This window comes from Neptunicella sp. (genome assembly GCF_048268085.1).
Lineage (GTDB): Bacteria > Pseudomonadota > Gammaproteobacteria > Enterobacterales > Alteromonadaceae > Neptunicella.
This window is the reverse complement of sequence record NZ_JBLWWF010000001.1, coordinates 69,330-88,776: the sequence shown is the minus strand read 5'-3', so window position 1 is coordinate 88,776 and position 19,447 is coordinate 69,330. Positions and strand designations below refer to the sequence as shown.

At 44.1% G+C, this 19,447-nt stretch carries 12 protein-coding genes; 6 read left to right on the top strand and 6 right to left on the bottom strand.

Going from position 1 to position 19,447, the window contains the following annotated elements:
- The first annotated feature begins 63 nt into the window (after positions 1-63).
- From ACTD55_RS00440 to ACTD55_RS00430, 3 genes are all read left to right on the top strand, one after another.
- Positions 64-1,308, top strand: a complete 1,245-nt coding sequence (locus ACTD55_RS00440) for a glycoside hydrolase family 27 protein (protein ID WP_438862325.1) — start codon at positions 64-66, stop codon at positions 1,306-1,308.
- Between the two features lie 364 nt (positions 1,309-1,672).
- Positions 1,673-4,690 carry a TonB-dependent receptor gene (locus ACTD55_RS00435; protein ID WP_438862324.1) on the top strand — a complete coding sequence of 1,006 codons (3,018 nt, stop codon included), beginning with the start codon at positions 1,673-1,675 and terminating at the stop codon, positions 4,688-4,690.
- A gap of 143 nt (positions 4,691-4,833) precedes the next feature.
- Positions 4,834-6,345, top strand: coding sequence for a tryptophan halogenase family protein (locus ACTD55_RS00430; RefSeq protein ID WP_438862323.1), 1,512 nt, complete (start codon positions 4,834-4,836; stop codon positions 6,343-6,345).
- A gap of 18 nt (positions 6,346-6,363) precedes the next feature.
- Here ACTD55_RS00430 and ACTD55_RS00425 read toward each other — a convergent pair whose 3' ends face one another.
- From ACTD55_RS00425 to ACTD55_RS00415, 3 genes are read right to left on the bottom strand one after another with little or no spacing between them, the layout of a single operon-like run.
- Complete coding sequence (locus ACTD55_RS00425; protein ID WP_438862322.1) at positions 6,364-7,872, bottom strand: tryptophan halogenase family protein; 1,509 nt, start codon at positions 7,870-7,872, stop codon at positions 6,364-6,366.
- A gap of 18 nt (positions 7,873-7,890) precedes the next feature.
- On the bottom strand, positions 7,891-9,135 hold the full coding sequence (locus tag ACTD55_RS00420) for an AGE family epimerase/isomerase (RefSeq protein ID WP_438862321.1): 1,245 nt from the start codon (positions 9,133-9,135) through the stop codon (positions 7,891-7,893).
- Positions 9,135-10,328, bottom strand: coding sequence for a glycoside hydrolase family 130 protein (locus tag ACTD55_RS00415; RefSeq protein WP_438862320.1), 1,194 nt, complete (start codon positions 10,326-10,328; stop codon positions 9,135-9,137). The genes ACTD55_RS00420 and ACTD55_RS00415 overlap by 1 nt, the downstream gene beginning before the upstream one ends.
- A 485-nt stretch (positions 10,329-10,813) precedes the next feature.
- Between ACTD55_RS00415 and ACTD55_RS00410 the strand changes: the two genes are divergently transcribed.
- From ACTD55_RS00410 to ACTD55_RS00400, 3 genes are all read left to right on the top strand, one after another.
- On the top strand, positions 10,814-11,809 hold the full coding sequence (locus ACTD55_RS00410) for a LacI family DNA-binding transcriptional regulator (protein ID WP_438862319.1): 996 nt from the start codon (positions 10,814-10,816) through the stop codon (positions 11,807-11,809).
- A 70-nt stretch (positions 11,810-11,879) separates the two neighbouring features.
- On the top strand, positions 11,880-13,037 hold the full coding sequence (locus ACTD55_RS00405) for an AGE family epimerase/isomerase (RefSeq protein WP_438862318.1): 1,158 nt from the start codon (positions 11,880-11,882) through the stop codon (positions 13,035-13,037).
- 28 nt (positions 13,038-13,065) lie between these two features.
- Entirely contained in the window at positions 13,066-14,994 is a 1,929-nt protein-coding gene (locus tag ACTD55_RS00400; RefSeq protein WP_438862317.1) for a sialate O-acetylesterase, read from the top strand.
- A 69-nt stretch (positions 14,995-15,063) separates the two neighbouring features.
- On the opposite strand, the gene mutT is transcribed toward ACTD55_RS00400, so the two are convergent.
- From mutT to ACTD55_RS00385, 3 genes are all read right to left on the bottom strand, one after another.
- Entirely contained in the window at positions 15,064-15,450 is a 387-nt protein-coding gene (mutT, locus tag ACTD55_RS00395) for an 8-oxo-dGTP diphosphatase MutT (RefSeq protein ID WP_438862316.1), read from the bottom strand.
- Between the two features lie 108 nt (positions 15,451-15,558).
- Positions 15,559-18,258, bottom strand: coding sequence for a preprotein translocase subunit SecA (secA, locus tag ACTD55_RS00390; protein ID WP_438862315.1), 2,700 nt, complete (start codon positions 18,256-18,258; stop codon positions 15,559-15,561).
- Between the two features lie 167 nt (positions 18,259-18,425).
- Positions 18,426-19,343, bottom strand: coding sequence for a M23 family metallopeptidase (locus ACTD55_RS00385; protein WP_438862314.1), 918 nt, complete (start codon positions 19,341-19,343; stop codon positions 18,426-18,428).
- Positions 19,344-19,447: the final 104 nt, after the last annotated feature.

The following is a 19,447-nucleotide window of genomic DNA, read 5'->3' as shown; positions in this document are numbered from 1 at the left end:
ACACCATCGATGTAACCGGTTACTATAACTACAGAATTTTATATCAATAAACAGGATCGCTGTATGAAAAATCAAAACGTATCCCGTCGCCTTATGCTGTTATGTATACTGTCCTTTTCGTTCTTTTCAGCTAGTAGTTTGGCTAAAAAGTTTGACGACTTAGCACTTACTCCCCCGATGGGCTGGAATAGCTGGAATACCTTTGCTTGTGAAATTAACGAAAACATGATCAAAGAAATGGCCGACATTATGGTTTCATCCGGAATGAAAGACGCTGGTTACCAGTACATTAATATTGATGATTGCTGGCATGGTGAGCGCGACACAAACGGCAATATTCAAGTCAATCCGAAACACTTTCCCTCCGGCATGAAAGCTCTGGCCGATTATGTACATAGTAAAGGATTAAAACTGGGTCTTTATTCTGACGCCGGCTGGAAAACCTGTGGTGGCAAACCCGGTAGCCGTGGCTATGAATTTCAGGATGCCAAGCAATATGCTGCGTGGGGAATTGATTACCTCAAATATGACTGGTGTAACACCGAAGGACTCAACGCCGAAGGGGCTTATCTAACCATGCGTGATGCATTGTATACCGCCGGTCATCCTGTTGTATTCAGCATTTGTGAATGGGGCGATAATCAGCCTTGGGAATGGGCTAAAGATATTGGCCATCTATGGCGCACCAGTGGCGATATTATCAATTGCTGGAACTGCGAACATAAACATCTGGAGGGGACAGAAAATGAATGGTCATCCTGGGGCGTGTTAAAAATTCTCGATATGCGGCACAACATTCGCCAATATGCCGGACCGGGGCATTGGAACGATATGGATATGATGGAAGTGGGCAATGGCATGTCCAAACTGGAAGACCAGTCACACTTCACCATGTGGGCCATGCTGGCCTCTCCACTGATTGCCGGTAATGATTTGCGCAGTATGTCTAAACAAACACTGGCGATCCTGACCAATGAAGATGTGATCGCGATCAATCAGGATATTCTGGGCATTCAGGGCTTTAAATATCAAACTGCAAATGGCGTAGATGTATGGTTAAAACCAATGGCCAATGGTCGCTGGGCTATGGCAGTACTGAACCGTAATGATGATACCGTTGAGTTTAACTTTGATTTTGTTGCACAGGGAGTGATTAAAGACGTGCTGTCCGATAAAAAGATTGATCTTAAAAATACCCGTTATCAGATTAAAGATGTATGGCACAACAAGATGCTGGGCGATACTACCCAGCCTTTACGTAAAAAGATTCAGGGGCATGAAACCTTAACCCTGATTTTATCCATGTAGGTCATGGCTGATTAATATAATAACTGTGAGTCTCAAATAGGCTCTCCGTTATTACAACTTTCACCCAATTAATGGCCAAATTGATTAAATAACTCCATTTTGTGAATTTTTTGTTATTGAAAAATGAAAACGGTTGTACTAAATTAACACCAACTTTCAATGTAACCGGTTACTATGGGATAAAAAGAAACCGGTTACTCAATTATTTGTAAGTTAATTTTTTTAAATTTTTTATATTTTTGTTAACCGGTTACATTAATTCAATTTGGACTAAAAACAGACAACAATCACCTTATTTAAAGGTAATCAATACCGTCTGGTTATTTAACTACTGAATTGGGCCAACAACTAACATGGAACATTTATGAGTGTATTCAAACAAAAGTCTAATCGTTATTTTAAACTGTCAGCATTAGCACTGAGTGTTGCCTCCAGTTTTTACGCTAGTGCTTCAATGGCACAATCGGCAGAGGCAGAACAAACCGACCCACAGATTGAAGTAATTAATGTCAGTGGTATTCGTGGGTCTCAGGAAGCCTCTATCTTTAATAAGCGCGCAGCTAACACCGTAATGGAATCAATTTCGGCGACCGATATCGGTAAGTTACCCGATGTGACGATTTCCGATTCTTTACAACGTATTTCGGGGATCCAAATCCGTCGTACCGCCGGTGAGGGTGGGCCGGTAAATATTCGTGGCTTACCTCAAGTTGTCACCCAATTAAACGGTGAACAATATCTGGGAGCCAACTCGGTGGTATCAACCCAACCAAATTTTGGTGATATTCCTTCCCAGCTATTCAATGGCGTAGATGTGTATAAATCATCCAATGCCAGTTTAGGTAATGCCGGTATTACCGGTACGGTTAATCTAAAAACCTATCGTCCTTTTGACTTTGACGAAGGCTTTACCGCTGTTGGTGCCGCAGAAGTTCAGCACGGTACAGAAACCGGTAAAACCGATCCTAATCTAAATGCATTGGTTAACTGGAAGAATGATAAATTTGGAGCCTTATTTTCCGCCACCTATTCCAATGCCAATTTGTCTAACTCTTATAATGGTATCAACACGGGTAACCCCGGTGATGCCGGTTGGACGGATCAAACTAATGCTGATGAAATTGGGGTAGCGGGCCGCGATGGTCGGATTATCATGGGTTCTCAAGGTTTCTCAGGTTGGAATCAAGTTACCGAGCGGGAGCGTATTGGCCTAAATGCGTCATTCCAAGCCGATTTAGGCGATGGCTTCGTATTAACTTCCGACATTTTTTATACTGATCAGGAAGAATACAACCGTAAAATTGGCTTGAGTGCGACCAACAAATGGGGTCCTCGCGGTTGGTTCACTCCGACTGAAGAAAGTGCCACTGGTGTATCAACTGATGCAGGTGAATTTTATGCGTGGACGAAAGCCGAACTTAATCCTAATCGTCTGAAATCATTCACCCAAAACGATGTGTATTTTTCAACCTCGAATAACATTAATCTGCAACTTGATTACGACAACGGTGGTGCTTTTACCGGTCAATTCCGTGCCGTTATCGGCAGAGCCGATAAACAACATCGTCACGGTTATAACGAGGGTGATTTGACCAATGGTCAAACAACCTTAGGCAGAACCACCAGCTTTGTACCAGCAGAACAATGCGGGCCAGATGATGATGTCGTCGGGGCACAAGGTGGTTGTTATCAAGCAATCAACCCACTGGGTTACAGTGAAAACCCAATGATTTCTTATGATACTACCAGCTCACACCCTACTTGGGGTGGTTTTGACCGTCCTTTAGCCGGTGGACTGGGGAATGGCGCGACCATTGCTGATTATATGGCGAATCTAGATAGCTACAATGTGGGCGCTTTTTCTTCAGAGAATAATGAAAACTCACATGGTGATCTAACCGCCTTGAGCCTTAAAGGTAGCTATGCACTGGAAGAAGGTTTTATTACTTCAATTAAGGCCGGCATCAGATCGGGTCAACGTTCTGCCAGTTATGAACGTTATAACCTATTTTCACCTGCCCAAAATGGCCCCTGTCAGGCACAATGGAAAGCCACCGACGTAATCCTTGGCAATCCTGCACCAGATTGTAGCGATGGTGAGATGGTTAACGGCACATTTACCCCTTATGTTGCATTGAGCAATGTTGGCTTGGATGAATTCAACAATGTGAAATGGGTTACCGATTTTGGTCCGGTAAATGGCATTCCTGGAGTATGGGCCGTGGATCCAAGCGACTATGATGATCCCGAAGCCTTCCATAAAAGAGTCTTCGGCTCGGTAGAAAAAAATACCATTCCGGGAAATACCTTTGCGGTAGACATGAATGAATTGTCTTACTACTTGCAAGCTAATTTTGAAGGCTTGGATGGCGAACTAACCGGTAATTTTGGTGTACGAATAGTTGATACCGATCTAACCGTTCAACAAAATATTGCCGGTGCCAGTAAGGCTTATGGTAATACCGCTTACGATACCGGTGATGTCGTCACTAAGCGCAGCTATACCGATGTATTACCTTCGTTAAATGTGGCCTACAACCTAAGTGACGACCTAATATTACGCTTCGCTTACTCTGAAGCAATGACACCATTAAACTTGGATCAATATGGTAATGGTCTGTCGTTGAATACTGCTCTGGATGCAGTTGCAGGTAGCCCAACCGAAGGGCAATTTATCGTTACAGGTGGTAGTCTCAATGGTAATCCGGATCTGGATCCATGGCGCTCATCCAACATTGATTTATCGATTGAATGGTATATGGGCTCGGCCAGTATGATAAGTGCCGCAATATTTAATGTTGATGTAGACAGCTTCACCCAGACCGACACGGTCAACATGCCGCAACCGGATGCTGATGGTATTATCCGCCGTGAAGTACCTATTAATACCTTAGTGCAAGCAGATGGGGGAACCTTAAAAGGAACAGAACTATCAGCTAAATTAGCCTTCAGTGACATTGTGGGTAATGACAGTATCCTGAGCAATTTTGGTATTGATACCAACTATACCTATTCTGAAGGTGATGGTAGTGGTACCGATATTCGTGGTGACAAAGAGCTATTCGTCGATAACTCTAAAAACCAGTTCAATTTAATTACCTGGTATCAGGCTGATCGCTTCCAGGCACGGATTTCCTACAACTATCGTAGTAAACGTCTGGCTGGGGATGGTGCTTGGGGTGCATTGAATCTGTATCAGAAAGAAACCGCTTATGTGGATCTATCTGCCAGCTACGATGTGACAGATCAGATAACCGTATACCTTAACGGGTCTAACGTAACCGGGGAATATGAAGACTATTATCTAGAGTTTGAAGATCAATACGCCTTCCAGAACTACTACGAACCTCGCTACACAGTGGGTGTTCGCGCCAAGTTCTAAACTGCGGATTAGCTACAGTATAAACGCCATGAGTAATACTGCTCATGGCGTTTTTTATTGAGTAGCAACAAACCTATCAGCCTCATTACAAGCCGGTTTTAGTCTGTATAATGACATATTATCGGAACAACTCAGGAACGAATATGACGGTAAATAAACGGGTCGAACATGTGGTCATTGTCGGCGGTGGCACTGCCGGCTGGATGACAGCCGCTGGACTGATCAATTACTATAAAAAAAACGTCAATTTCACTCTAATCGAATCTTCCGAGATAGGCACTGTCGGAGTGGGAGAATCGACCATTGCCACTATCCGCCGCTTTTATGCCACACTGGGTATGCAAGACACTGATGTCATGCGCGCCACCCAAGCCACCTGTAAATTAGGCATTGAGTTTCAACACTGGTACCAACAAGGCGCTTCCTTTATTCATCCCTTTGGCCTGTTTGGTCAGGATGTCGCCAATGTACCTTTCCACCATTATTGGCTCAAAATGCAACTGCAAGGCGCGGCAAGTGACATGGGAGACTATTCACTGGGCGTCAACATGGCCAGAGCAGGAAAATTTACTCAGCCACCGGACAATCCACAAAATATGCTATCCGTGTTTGATTGGGCGTTGCAATTTGACGCCTCTTTATTCGCCAAATTAATGCGTGACTTTGCCGAACATCATGGTGTTCGTCGTATTGATGCCAAAGTAGAACAAGTGAACCTCAAAGCCGATAACGGCTTTATTGAGTCAGTTAAGCTAGACAACGGTGAAGTGGTTAGTGGGGATTTATTTATTGATTGCTCTGGATTTAATGGCCTGTTAATCGAACAAGCCCTACACAGTGGTTATGAAGATTGGTCTCAATGGCTGGTATGTGATCGAGCTGTCACAGTACAAAGTGAATTAGTCGGTCCCCCCACCCCTTATACGATCGCAATGGCTCACCAAGCCGGCTGGCAATGGAAAATTCCATTGCAACACCGACAAGGTAACGGTCATGTGTATAGCAGTCAGTACATCAGTGATGATGAAGCCAAAGCCGTATTGCTGAACAACATTGAAGGCAAGCTGCTTAATGAACCACGACAGTTCAAATTTATCCCCGGTCGACGTAAACAAGCTTGGCGTAAAAACTGTATTGCCGTAGGGTTAGCGGCCGGATTTCTAGAGCCACTCGAAAGTACCAGTATCGCCCTAGTAGAAACCGCCATAGAAAAAATTCGCCTGTTATTCCCAGATAAATCCATGAACCAGTCGGTTATCGATGAATTCAATGAGATGACACGTTTGGAATATGAGCGCGTACGAGACTTTATTATTCTGCACTATCATGGCACCAGTCGTACTGATAGTCCGATGTGGAACTATTGTCGTACTATGCCTATCCCGGATACGCTGGCACATAAGATGGCGTTATTTAAACAACGCGGCCATCTGGTTAAATACCGCTGGGAAATATTCCAGCCGGCGAGTTGGGTTGCACTGTATACGGGGATGCATATCCTGCCACAGAGCTATGATCCCATCGTAGATAATTTTGATCCTGAGTACTTACGCACCAGTCTGGACGCGATGAAAAAATCAATCAACCAAGCGGTAGCAGCAACACCCAGTCACGCTGATTTTATTGCCCAACATTGTGCTGCGGCCAACAAATAATCATGCTGGCATCAATCATCAGCCTACCGCACAATGTTTATGAATAAATTCACGGTGAGAAGGCGCAAAACTAACACCTTGCTGCAAGGTATCGCGCATCTGTTGCAAATTTTGCTCGAGCTGGCTAAGGGTTAACAAATCAGCCCGTCGGTTATAATCCTTGGGCAAAATATTCATGCCGGTATACAACGCCAGCCAGCTGGCATCTTCAAAGGACTCCACTTCATATTGAAGTAAGTGACCGCGAGCCTTATACAGGGCTATTTTATGTGCAAGCGTATCCGGGATAGGCATAGTACGACAATAGTTCCATAAGGGACTATCCGTACGGCTGGTGGCCTGATAATGCAATATCAAAAAATCCCTTACTCGTTCAAATTCTGCCTGCGTATGCCGGTTAGCTTCAGCAATTTCATGAGGATTAAATTGCTCAAAAGGAAAAAACTGTTGCAATAATGAAATGCCACTTTGGATCAGGCCAATGCTAGTAGATTCCAGTGGTTCCATAAAACCGGCGGCCAAGCCTAATGCCACACAGTTTTTATTCCACATTTTATTGCGCATCCCCGTGACAAAGCGCAGTTGTTTAGGCTCTGATAACATCGGTCCTGCTAGGCTGTTGATTAACTGCTCCGTGGCACTTTGTTGATCGATATATTCACTACAGTACACGTAACCGTTACCAAGCCGAGTTTGCAATGGAATTTGCCAACGCCATCCAGCTTCAAGGGCAATAGAGCGAGTATAAGGAAGCGGCGGAGTATCGGTTTGACAGGCGACTGCAACAGCACGATCACAAGGCAGCCAATGTCGCCAATCCTGATAACCGGTATGTAACGCTTGCTCAATCAACAAGCCGCGAAAACCCGAGCAGTCAATAAACAAGTCACCGCTAATGCGCTGCCCATTATCGAGCAAAACAGACTGGATAAATCCACTCGCTTTATCTAGTTCCACATCGCTAACAATATTGTCAAACCTGACTACGCCACGTTGCTGGGCGTAGTCTGATAACAGTCTAGCGTAAGCTTGGGCATCAAAGTGAAAGGCATAGTTATACTGAGCCAAAGGATGACCAGACTGCAAATTAGGCTGGGCAAATTTATGTTGCTGAGCCAATCGACCGGCTAGACAATAATCAGCTAACGGCTCACTCGCCCCAGCTAATCGAGCTCGATGCCAATGATGATGAAAATCCGTACCGGATAATGGAGTGCCAAAATTACCAAAAGGATGAAAAAAGATACTGTCCTGTTGATACCAATTTTCAAACTGAATACCCAATTTGAATGTTGCCTGAGTGGCACGAATAAAAGCTAATTCATCGATACCCAGATATTGGTTAAACTCACGCAGTGAGGGTAATGTGGCCTCTCCAACACCAACAGTACCAATCCCGCTGGACTCAATCAGACTAATGCCGATATTTTTTCCTTGCAAAAATTGGCTAAGGCTCGCAGCCGCCATCCAACCAGCAGTACCACCGCCGACGATAACGATTTGCTTGATTGGATGATTAGCTGACATGATAGTAATTAGCTTTAATTAAATTGAAACTGAATTTTGCACAGTGGTCGCAATATTGTTTTTTTCAATGGCATCAAACAAACGACACATTTCCATCATGGCACGACCATTATGGTAAGGCGCTTTCCAGAAGCCGACTTTATATTTAGGCTCCGCCTGAGCTTGGTAAATCGAGGCCACCCAATGCCATTCGCCTTTTTCATGGTCAATATGATATTTTTGGGTAAAGTCCCAAATTTGTTCACATAGTTCAAAATAATGAGCTTCACCGGTAAGATGATAAGCGTTCATAAAGCCTACCAACGCTTCAGCTTGTACCCACCAATCGCTGGTTTGATGAATGGATTGGCAGGCAAATACATATTCATCACAGACCTGCCCATGCTCACCAATCGCCTGTTCGGCACAGACTTTAGCCATATCCACCACCAAAGGCCGATATTTCTGTAAATAATCCTCATCGCCGAGGATTTCCAAGGCCTCCCATAACAACCAACTACATTCAATATCATGCCCGTAGGAATAAAAGGTGGAATAATCCTGCCATTGCATATCAAAAAACAATTTAAGATGACTTGATCCCTGATCGATAATACGCTCGGCAAAAATATCAATCAGCCCACGCAATGCGTCAGCAACCTTTGTCTCAGGCTTGAGCAGATAGAGTGCTGAATAAGCTTCCAGCACATGCAAGTGGGTATTCATCGATTTAGGCGTATTCTGATCTTTATCGCTCAAGCGTACATCATCAAGGAGCTGCCACTGACCATCTAAAGCTTCAATATAGCCTTTATCCTGTTGATCCCAACAATGTTGCTCAACCAACTCAAAATAGCTCCAGGCTTTATCCAGTGCAACTTGCTTGCCGGTTAACTGGTAATAAGCACAGAGCGCATAAATGGCAAAACATTGGGCATAAGTTTGTTTTTTGGCACTCAGTACGGCCCCTTGGTGATCGACTTCCCACACGATGCCACCGTGCACTTTGTCATCAAAACAATCCAGCAGATACTGATAGGCTCGATCTGCCATTTGGCGATAATCCTGACGGCCAGTAAAACGGGCGGCTTCACTAAAAAACCATAGAATTCGCGTGTTGAGTACAATGCCCTTACTGGCACAGGATTCAACCTTACCGTCATAATTGACTTGACCGACAAATCCACCAAACTGAGTGTCTTGGCAATGCTGCATCCACCAATCGCCAATATGAATCAGTTCGTTAAACGCCGTATCGCGATTTAGCGAATTGGCCACCAACATTAAGCATCACCCTGCATATAGTTGAGATTTTTACTGATTAAGTCATTCAGGGTCTGAACTGAAGTGGCAGATCGCAAACCGTCTTCAGGGGTATTCATCACATAATCGAGAAGTTGTTCAATACTACTTGTTGCTACGTGCATACGCGTATCCGATGATGCGTAATAAATAAACACTTGCTGTTTTTCATTCACCACCCAACCATTCGAGAAAACCACATTTGAGACATCCCCTACCCGCTCGGCTCCTTGTGGTGCAATAAAATGGCCCGCAGGCTTATGCGTGATTTTCCACGGTTGCTGCAAATCCGTCAGAAACATATACAGCACATAGCGTAAACCTGCGGCGGTATTACGTACTCCGTGGGCTAAATGTAACCAGCCTTTAGCCGTTTTTATCGGCGCGGGACCCTGACCATTTTTAACCTCGGTAATAGTATGGTAATGCTTGGCATCCACGATCACTTCATGGTTAATCTCAGCACCATCCATCGAATCAGTGAGTCCCCAGCCTATGCCACCGCCCGCACCGACACTAATAAAACCATCTTGCGGACGGGTATACAACGCGTATTTACCGTCCACAAATTCCGGGTGCAAGACCACATTACGCTGCTGGCCTGAATAGGTAATCAAATCAGGTAAGCGCTCCCAATTCACCAAATCTTTAGTACGTGCAATACCACACTGAGCTTCGGCCGCACTCATATCATTCGGCTGGGTTTTATCCTTACGTTCGGTACAAAATAAGCCGTAGATATAACCGTCCTGATGTTCGGTCAAGCGCATATCGTAAACATTTGTATCTGGGTCATCGGTCTCTGGCATGGTCACTGGATAATCCCAAAAGCGAAAATTATCCACCCCATTGGCACTTTCGGCCACCGCAAAAAACGACTTGCGATCGTTGCCTTCAACACGCACCACCAGTAAATATTTGCCGTCTTTATAAATGGCGCCGGAATTTAAAGTGGCATTGATCCCAATGCGTTCGAGCAACAAAGGGTTGGTATCGGAATTAAGATCATAACGCCAAAAAACCGGAGCATGCTCAGCAGTCACAATCGGATTTTGCCAACGTTGATAGATACCATTACCGTTTAAAACAGGGGAATTCGGCTGACTGACTAACTTTTCATGCTGTCTAAAAAGCTGATTGACCTTAGTGGAAAAAATATCTTGCTGCTCTGTCATGCTTACACTCACTTAAAAATAACGAGGCGTTCTGCCTAAATAAATTGCTATTTAAGGGCTGTTCACCTTTTATCTGCACCGCTGTGGGCGGCTATTTTATTATCTTAGGCTGAAACACATCACTATTGGATTTCCGTTAAACCATTAATAATATTGAGAAAAGGGAAATGCCCCTCAGTAACCGGTTACAGCATTAATTGATATAGTGCTAGAGACACTGGATTAACAGGGTAGATAGCTAATAGTGACAAACATCGTGCCATTTCAGCTCTAACATTACACTCTACAAATCAAAACAGGCTATTCTGCTTTATTAAGTATTAAAATGTTATGCTATTTTCAATACAATTGATGTAACCGGTTACTATGGGGTAGAATGTAACCGGAACAAGGGCAATATTCCAGTATTTTATTAAATTATTGCACCCTAAACATGAAAAATGTTACATCTGTCTAAATAAAATTACTGACAAGGGAAAATGACTATGGCAACCATTCGCGACGTATCCAAGGAGTCTGGCCTCTCTATTGCGACAGTTTCCAGAGCTCTCAGCTCCCCGGATAAAGTGTCTCAGGAAAGTCTTAAAAAAGTACAGGACGCGATAGATAAACTACAATATCAGCCCAATATGCTATCGCAAAAATTCCGCAACAAACGCTCCAATACAATTGTCATTTTGGTTCCCAATCTTTCCAATCTATTCTTTGCCAAAGTCATCAGCGGCATTGAAGATATCGCCCAAAAAAGCGGTTATAGCGTGTTATTAGGGGATACCCGTGATTCTGAACAACGGGAACGGGATTACATTCATTTAGTCGAAACTCGTCAAGCCGATGGGATTATTCAGTTAAAACCTTATCAGGAAAATATCTCAATCCTGCCGCGCAAAAATGTCATTGCAGTCAATACCGGTGGCTGTGAAAACACCCCTTATCCTTCAGTACGCATCGACAATGCCGATGCAGCTAAGAAAGTAGTCGATTACCTTATCGAAAATGGCCATCGCCGAATTGGTGTCATTTCTGGATTACGCACCAATCCGCATACTATCGATCGTATGAAAGGCTATAAACTCAGTTTGCAGCAAGCTGGCATCGAATTTGATCCTTCACTCATAGCGGAAGGTGACTTTACCTTATGGTCGGGATTAAATGCGGTACAACATTTTACTCGTATGCAACAGCGTCCCACTGCCATTTTCTGTATGAATGATGAAATGGCCATTGGCGCAATTAAGGGTTTGAAAGATAAAAATATTAAAGTCCCCGGCGATATGTCTATTACCGGATTTGATAATATTGAAGTATCTAATTATTGCGATCCCCCCTTAACTACTGTATTTCAACCGGCCGTCAAATTGGGTGAAAAGGCCGCAGAGCTGCTGATCCAGCTGATTGAAGGCGAACAACCCTCACAGACCGAATATATTTTGCCTCATGAGTTTGTCATCAGGCAAAGCTCCGGTATATGTCAGTCTTAATTTAACTTCTTATAAATTTTACCTTGTTGCAATGCAACAGGGTCATTGTGTAATTTTAGGTATCACTTTTATGGCAGTCTCACAAAAATTATTAACCGCAACGGATCAGTTTCGTACTTGGATGATCAATCAGGCGTTACCCTTATGGTCATCCGTTGGGATTGAGCCGTCTTCACTGGGCAGTTACGAAAGACTATTAGCCAATGGACAACCCGATTTAACCTCCACCAAACGTGCCAGAGTGCAATGTCGCCAGTTATTTGTGTTTGCATCCGCAGCTGAGATGGGCTGGCTGGCGAATGCCGAACAAATTATCGCAGGGCTTAACGACTATCTGCAGCAGTACGCAGCTCGAGCCGATATTCCCGGCATGTATGTCCATTTGCTTGACTCACAAAATAAGCCGATTGATCAAAAACAGGATCTCTACGATATTGCCTTTTTCATATTGGCGGCCGCTTACCGCTATAAAATCACTCAAAACCCAGAGGCATTAGAACAAGCCAACCTGCTAACCGCACATATTGAAACGGCCCTGAAAAAGGCTCCAGGTGGCTGGATGGAAGGTGATTATCCGGCTCAAGAGCGTCGTCAGAATCCACATATGCATCTATTTGAAGCTTTTTTGGCTTTATATGAGATTACTCAAGATGGTAAATGGTTAGCTAAAGCGGGGGAGATTTTTTGCTTATTTGAAACCTGTTTTTATGACCACCAACAGCATGTACTGAAAGAATTTTTTCAGGATGACTGGCAACCGGCTCCCGGACAACGGGGCTTAATTGTCGAACCTGGCCACATGATGGAATGGGTTTGGTTACTGCGCAAATATCAGAAATTTAGTGACACGCCGGTTGATGCCTATTGCCATCATCTTTATCACAATGGTTTGAGCTTGGGACAGGACAAATCAACCGGATTGTTATTTGACGAAGTTAGCCCTGAAGGAGACGTTATTAGCGCCACGAAGCGTTGCTGGACATTAACAGAATTACTTAAAGCTAACATTGCTCAAGCCAAGGCTGGTCATCGTGAATGTGAAGAAGGCGCCGCCCAGGCCATCGAATTGTTATTTAAATACTATTTATCAGAGCAAATAGAAGGATCCTATATTGACCAGCTGGATGCCGATAATAATGTCATGATGGAACTTGCCCCAGCCAGTAGCTTATATCATCTAATCCTAGCCTGTACTGAAGCAGTCAAATATTGCGATTCTGCGGCATAGGGTTAACGGCAAACTAAGGAATAGAAGCATGTTTAAAATTATTTTAAGTTTAGGGATCCTGTTTATGTCTGTTGCCACCACAGTTCAGGCGTCGATACAGCTATCGCCATTATTTAGTGACCATATGGTACTGCAGCGTGACAAACCACTCCATTTTTGGGGACAAGCCCCGGCTGGTGAAAAAATCACTGTGATGCTGAATCATCATCAAGTCACTACCACAACCAATCTCCAGGGTGACTGGCAGTTACAATTGCCAGCGTTGGCTAAAGGTGGGCCCTATCAGGTCACAATTACGGATAGTGGCGATAAAACCATTACCTTAAAGGATGTATATGTAGGCGATGTATGGATTGCCGGTGGCCAATCGAACATGGAATGGAAACTGGATTGGGGAATTGATGATCAAGCACAAGAAATACAGGATAGCGATTATCCCCAAATCCGCTTTTTTGAAGTCCCCAACACCCTTTCTGCCCACAAAGAAAAACAACTTCCAGCTTCACAGTGGCAATCTGCCAGCCCAGCTAGCGTGGGCAACTTTTCAGCCGTCGCCTGGTTTTTTGCCAAACAATTACATCAGCATCAAGATGTTGCCGTTGGGATTATTGATTCAAACTGGGGCGGCACTCCGGCAGAAGCATGGACCGATGTTAATAAACTGACTGATGTGCAAGGCTATCAGCAAAAAGCCACTAAGATTATTGCCGAGCAGAATTGGCCTAAATTATTGGCTGAGAACAGCCAGCGTGAACAACTTAAATTTAAGATGATCGGTGATGAACAAAGCGTTTTGGCCACCAATGCGTACAAAGCCAGTTACGATGCCAGTCACTGGCAAACTGTCCAACTGCCGAACAAAACCGCTCTAAATGATTTTGTTTGGTTGCGTAAGTCATTTCAGCTCGATCATCAACCACAGCAAAACACCACGTTGGAACTAGGTGATTTAGTTCAGGAAGCCTTTATTTTTCTCAATGGTGAATTAGTCGCTCGCAAAGGCTGGCAAGATAGTGACGCTCGTTATGTATTACCTGCAGATAAGCTGCACAAAGGTGAAAACTTGCTCGCCCTGCGTATAGCCAATTCCTGGGACAATAATGTGATGGTTGGTCGCCCCGACGAAATGTGGCTACAAAGTGACGAACAAAAAATCGATCTGCAAGGCAACTGGTTATTCAGTAACTCCGTCGAACAACCCATGCCCAAAGTAGAACGTTACAGCTGGGTTCCCGGCTTTTTATACAATGCCATGATCCACCCTCTGCTTCCGTACACCAGCGCCGGCGTTATCTGGTATCAGGGGGAAAACAATGTCGGGGAATATCAATATTATCATCAGCTGTTTAGCAGCATGATCACAAACTGGCGCGAACGGGCCGGCGATCCACAATTACCTTTCCTGTTTGTCCAACTGGCCGCTTATTTACCGCATCAGGTGCTACAACCAGACAGTGCTTGGGCATATTTGCGCGATAGTCAAAAGCAAACCTTAGCTCTGGATAATACCGGTATGGCGGTCACCATAGATATTGGTAATGAACAAAATATACATCCACATAACAAACAGGATGTGGGCAAACGATTATGGTTACAAGCCAGTAATATCGTGTATGGACAAGCCAATATTGCCAGTGGTCCGGATTATCAGCAGCACCGGATCCAAGCCGATAAAATCATTGTCAGCTTTAAGTACGCTCAGGGATTAACTAGCAAAGACAATCAAGCCATTAGAGGCTTTATTATCGCGGGTAAAGATAAAGTGTTCTATCCTGCTACCGCCACCATACAAGACGACACCGTCATTGTGAGTAATCCCCATGTGAGTGAACCGGTTGCCGTGCGTTATGCATGGGCTGATTATCCCGAAGTCAATTTAATCAACACCCAAGGATTACCTGCTACTCCGTTTAGAACCGATGACTGGACAGCCAGCGAAGTAAAGAAAGGACAATAGCTTCAGCGAAGAGTGGTTAGCTTAGAGCGACGAGCTAAAAGCTCGTTACTCGCAGCTAGATTCAATCTCTTACAAATCACCAATACGATTGAGTATCTCCACATTCGCTGCCGGGAAGTCATATTCGGCCAGCTGGTTTATTGGTACCCACTTACCTTGCTGACCTTCTTTACCATAGGGTTCATGATTAAATTGGTCGACAATATGCACGTCCAGCTTAACTCGCTTATCGCCGTAATCATGCTCAATAATCATTAAAGGTTGGTGGTGTACCACTTCAATCCCTATCTCTTCCTGTAACTCACGGGAAAGGGCGCTCGCGATAGTTTCCCCAGCTTCTTTCTTGCCCCCTGGAAACTCCCATTTACCGCCTTGATGAAGCGTGTCAGCGCGTTTAGTAATATAGATCGCGTTGTCCCTGACAATGACCCCTACTGCAACTTCAACGATTTTCATTATTCTAGTCTCCCGTATCTCGTTGACTTCAATTTAACAACTCTGGATTACAAGCCCAAAAACAAAAACCGGCCTAAGCCGGTTTTCATGATTAACCTCGTGCAACGATTAACTCAATTTACCGTGACACTGTTTGTATTTTTTACCAGAACCACAAGGGCAAGGATCATTACGTCCGACTTTGGCGCCTTCACGAACAACAGGGCCTTGTGGTTGAGTTGCAGCTTCATCTGCTGGCGACTGATGCTCATACTGTTTAGGAACATCCGCTTTACGACGCTGTTCTTCAACGGCTTCCACATCAGACTCAGCACGCACTTGCACTTTGCTTAAGATGGTCACCACGTCAATCTTCAGGTTTTCTAACATTTCAGAAAATAACTGGAAGGATTCACGCTTATATTCCTGTTTCGGATTCTTCTGCGCATAACCACGCAAATGTATCCCCTGACGTAAGTGATCCATCGCCGCTAAATGCTCTTTCCAGTGAGAATCCAAGCTTTGCAGCATTACCGCCTTTTCAAACTGGCGTAAAACGCCTTCGCCGACTTGCTTCTCTTTTTCTAAATACGCATTTTCTACTGCTTCGATGATACGTTCACGCAGCTTTTCTTCGTATAATTTGTCATCTTCATCTAACCATTGCTGAATCGGTAATGCTAGCTGGAAGTCACTTTTAACACGCTCTTCCAGACCGGCTACATCCCACATTTCTTCCAAAGATTGCAACGGTATATATTGGCTAATTACATCATTAACAACATCGGTACGGATGGCGTTTATGGTTTCGCTAATATCTCCTTCATCCAGCAATTCATTTCGTTGTTCGTATATGACTTTCCGCTGATCATTAGCCACATCGTCGAATTCTAGTAACTGTTTACGAATGTCAAAGTTACGTCCTTCCACTTTGCGTTGAGCATTTTCTACTGCACGATTTAACCAAGGATGTTCAATCGCTTCACCACGCTCCATTCCCAAGCGTTTCATCATGCTGCCCATACGCTCAGAAGCAAAAATACGCATCAAGGCATCTTCTAAAGATAAATAGAAGCGTGATGACCCCGGATCCCCCTGACGACCAGCACGACCACGTAACTGGTTATCGATACGGCGGGATTCATGGCGTTCGGTACCAATAATATGTAATCCACCAGCAGCAATAACGGCATCATGGCGCTCCTGCCATTGTGCCTTGATTTTATCAATTTGGGCTTGATCGGGATTTTCTAACTTATCAATTTCCGCTTGCCAGTTACCACCTAATACAATATCGGTACCACGACCGGCCATGTTGGTGGCAATAGTCACCGCACCTGGTTTACCGGCTTGTTCGATAATATCCGCTTCCTGTGCGTGGAACTTGGCATTCAATACTTTGTGATTAATCTTTTTCTTTTTCAAAAAGCGCGATAGCAATTCGGAATTTTCAATCGAAATGGTTCCCACTAATACTGGGCATTGTTTTTCGATACACTGCTGAATATCTTTCACAATGGCTTCATATTTTTCTTCGGCTGTCAGATAAATCAAATCATCACGATCATCCCGGATCATTGGTTTGTTGGTAGGAATGACTACGGTTAACAGGCCATAAATATGATTAAACTCAAATGCTTCGGTATCGGCTGTACCGGTCATCCCGGCCAGCTTGTTATACAAACGGAAATAATTCTGGAACGTTATGGAAGCTAAGGTCTGATTCTCATTCTGAATTTTAACCCCTTCTTTCGCTTCTACCGCCTGATGCAACCCTTCCGACCAACGACGCCCTTCCATAGTCCGGCCAGTGTGTTCATCTACAATCACGATTTCATCATCTTTAACGATGTAGTCTACATCACGCTGAAACAGCTTGTGCGCCCGCAGGGCCGCGTTAACATGATGCAACAGACTAATATTATTAGCCGCAAACAAAGACTCATCGGCCGACAGTACGCCTTTTTGCTGCAAGATTTCTTCAATATGAATTTGACCATTTTCAGTCAGGTGGATCTGTTTGGCTTTTTCATCGATAGTAAAATCACCATCACCAAACTTGTCTTCTTCGTCTTCTTTGTCCTGTTGAACCAGCTCGGGAATAATCGCGTTAATTTGGCGATACAATTCAGAGGAATCTTCTGCCGCACCGGAAATAATCAGTGGCGTTCTGGCTTCATCAATAAGAATCGAATCCACTTCATCCACGACCGCATAGTTAAGTGGGCGTTGTACTCGATCTTCCGGGCTAAAGGCCATGTTATCGCGAAGATAATCAAAGCCGAATTCATTATTTGTCCCGTAAGTAATGTCGGCAGCATAAGCCTGTTTCTTTTGCTCATGAGACATGCCAGGAATGTTACAACCTACCGTTAATCCCAAGAACTCGAATAATGGACGGGAACCATCAGCATCACGACGAGCCAAATAGTCATTGACGGTAATAACGTGCACACCTTTGCCGCTAATGGCATTCAGATAGGTCGGTAATGTTGCCGTTAAGGTTTTACCTTCACCGGTACGCATTTCGGCAATTTTGCCTTCGTGCAGCACCATGCCACCGACCAATTGCACGTCAAAATGACGCATTTCAAATACCCGTTTTGACGCTTCACGAACAGTGGCAAAGGCATCGACCATCAGTTCATCTAATGAACTGCCTTGCTCGATACGTTCTTTAAACTCTGCTGTTTTAGCTTTTAACTGTTCATCGGATAGGGCTTCATAATCCGCTTCAAGTGCATTGACTTGTACGACGATTTTATTAAGTTTTTTTAAGACACGATCGTTACTGCTACCGAATATCTTGGTGAATAAATTTGAGAACATGGATTTACCGCTTCCAATCTGAATAATATTATCGTTTTAACTTTGCGCGGCCCACCGTGCCTGTGTCACAAAATCGATTTGGTTGCTCTAAGCAACATCCTACAAAATAATAATCGGCCTGTAATGACCGATTATTGTCCGCTGTAAAGCTTATAAAAATAACAGCGCTAATTTTTCATGCTTTTTCTGGAGACAAATGCCAGAGGATCCAACTGACGACCATTACGTAATACTTCATAGTGCACATGAGCGCCGGTGGAACGTCCGGTATTACCCATTAGTGCAATTGTCTGGCCTTTAGTGACAACATCACCCACTTTGACTTTAATCTTTTTGTTATGGCCATAGCGGGTAGACAAACCATCACCATGATCCACTTCAATCAAATTACCATAGCCATAACGTTCACCCGCCCAAGTCACCAGACCTGCTCCCGTCGCTATCACTGGTTCTCCTTCCTTACCGGCAAAATCTAGCCCCTTATGCATAGCGGGTAAGCCATTAAAGGGATCTTTACGAATACCATAATAGGAAGATAACCAACCGGATTTAATTGGCCGACCAGTTAAATAACTCTGGTTATCTACATGGTGGCTTAACATGATAGATTCAAGGGCTTCCAGTTGTCTGGACTTATCTTTAATTTCACCTAGCATCAATTGGATACCGGAAAGTAAATCTGCACTGTCCTCAACCAGATAATCCGGCGCAGCCTGACTAGGTCCGCCAACAGCGGGCTCCTCACCAAAACCGAATTCTTCGGTTGATAAGTGGGAACTGACCGCCAATCGTTCACTTAACGCATCCAGTCGCCTGAGTTGACCTTGCATATCACCTAACTTCATTACCATACCGGTTAATTGCTGTTGGGTGGCTAATTTAAGTTTCTCAACTTCTTGTTGCTGCTCAATCAAACCGCTTTGGGTGTAATGAATAGAGGCTAAATCATCTGGGGCTGGTGATGTAGAACGCCCTGCTATAAAAGTCAGCCCGATCACCAGAGCAAACGCAGCTAACAGCTGGCGCTTACCCAAACTGAAGACGAAACGGACATTATTACTTTTATATAAAACTTTAAAACTCATGCATACCCATTAGCGATACTACGCAAAACTGCGCGTCGATTCTAAACCGCCCCTTACCGAAACACAAAAAATTTATACCAATCAAGAATTGAGTAAATAATGCA

Excerpts from the sequence above, each read along its gene's own strand:
- ACTD55_RS00440 (WP_438862325.1), top strand. The coding sequence starts at position 64 with ATGAAAAATCAAAACGTATCCCGTCGCCTTATGCTGTTATGTATACTG.
- ACTD55_RS00435 (WP_438862324.1), top strand. The coding sequence starts at position 1,673 with ATGAGTGTATTCAAACAAAAGTCTAATCGTTATTTTAAACTGTCAGCA.
- ACTD55_RS00430 (WP_438862323.1), top strand. The coding sequence starts at position 4,834 with ATGACGGTAAATAAACGGGTCGAACATGTGGTCATTGTCGGCGGTGGC.
- ACTD55_RS00425 (WP_438862322.1), bottom strand. The coding sequence starts at position 7,872 with ATGTCAGCTAATCATCCAATCAAGCAAATCGTTATCGTCGGCGGTGGT.
- ACTD55_RS00420 (WP_438862321.1), bottom strand. The coding sequence starts at position 9,135 with ATGTTGGTGGCCAATTCGCTAAATCGCGATACGGCGTTTAACGAACTG.
- ACTD55_RS00415 (WP_438862320.1), bottom strand. The coding sequence starts at position 10,328 with ATGACAGAGCAGCAAGATATTTTTTCCACTAAGGTCAATCAGCTTTTT.
- ACTD55_RS00410 (WP_438862319.1), top strand. The coding sequence starts at position 10,814 with ATGGCAACCATTCGCGACGTATCCAAGGAGTCTGGCCTCTCTATTGCG.
- ACTD55_RS00405 (WP_438862318.1), top strand. The coding sequence starts at position 11,880 with ATGGCAGTCTCACAAAAATTATTAACCGCAACGGATCAGTTTCGTACT.
- ACTD55_RS00400 (WP_438862317.1), top strand. The coding sequence starts at position 13,066 with ATGTTTAAAATTATTTTAAGTTTAGGGATCCTGTTTATGTCTGTTGCC.
- mutT (WP_438862316.1), bottom strand. The coding sequence starts at position 15,450 with ATGAAAATCGTTGAAGTTGCAGTAGGGGTCATTGTCAGGGACAACGCG.
- secA (WP_438862315.1), bottom strand. The coding sequence starts at position 18,258 with ATGTTCTCAAATTTATTCACCAAGATATTCGGTAGCAGTAACGATCGT.
- ACTD55_RS00385 (WP_438862314.1), bottom strand. The coding sequence starts at position 19,343 with ATGAGTTTTAAAGTTTTATATAAAAGTAATAATGTCCGTTTCGTCTTC.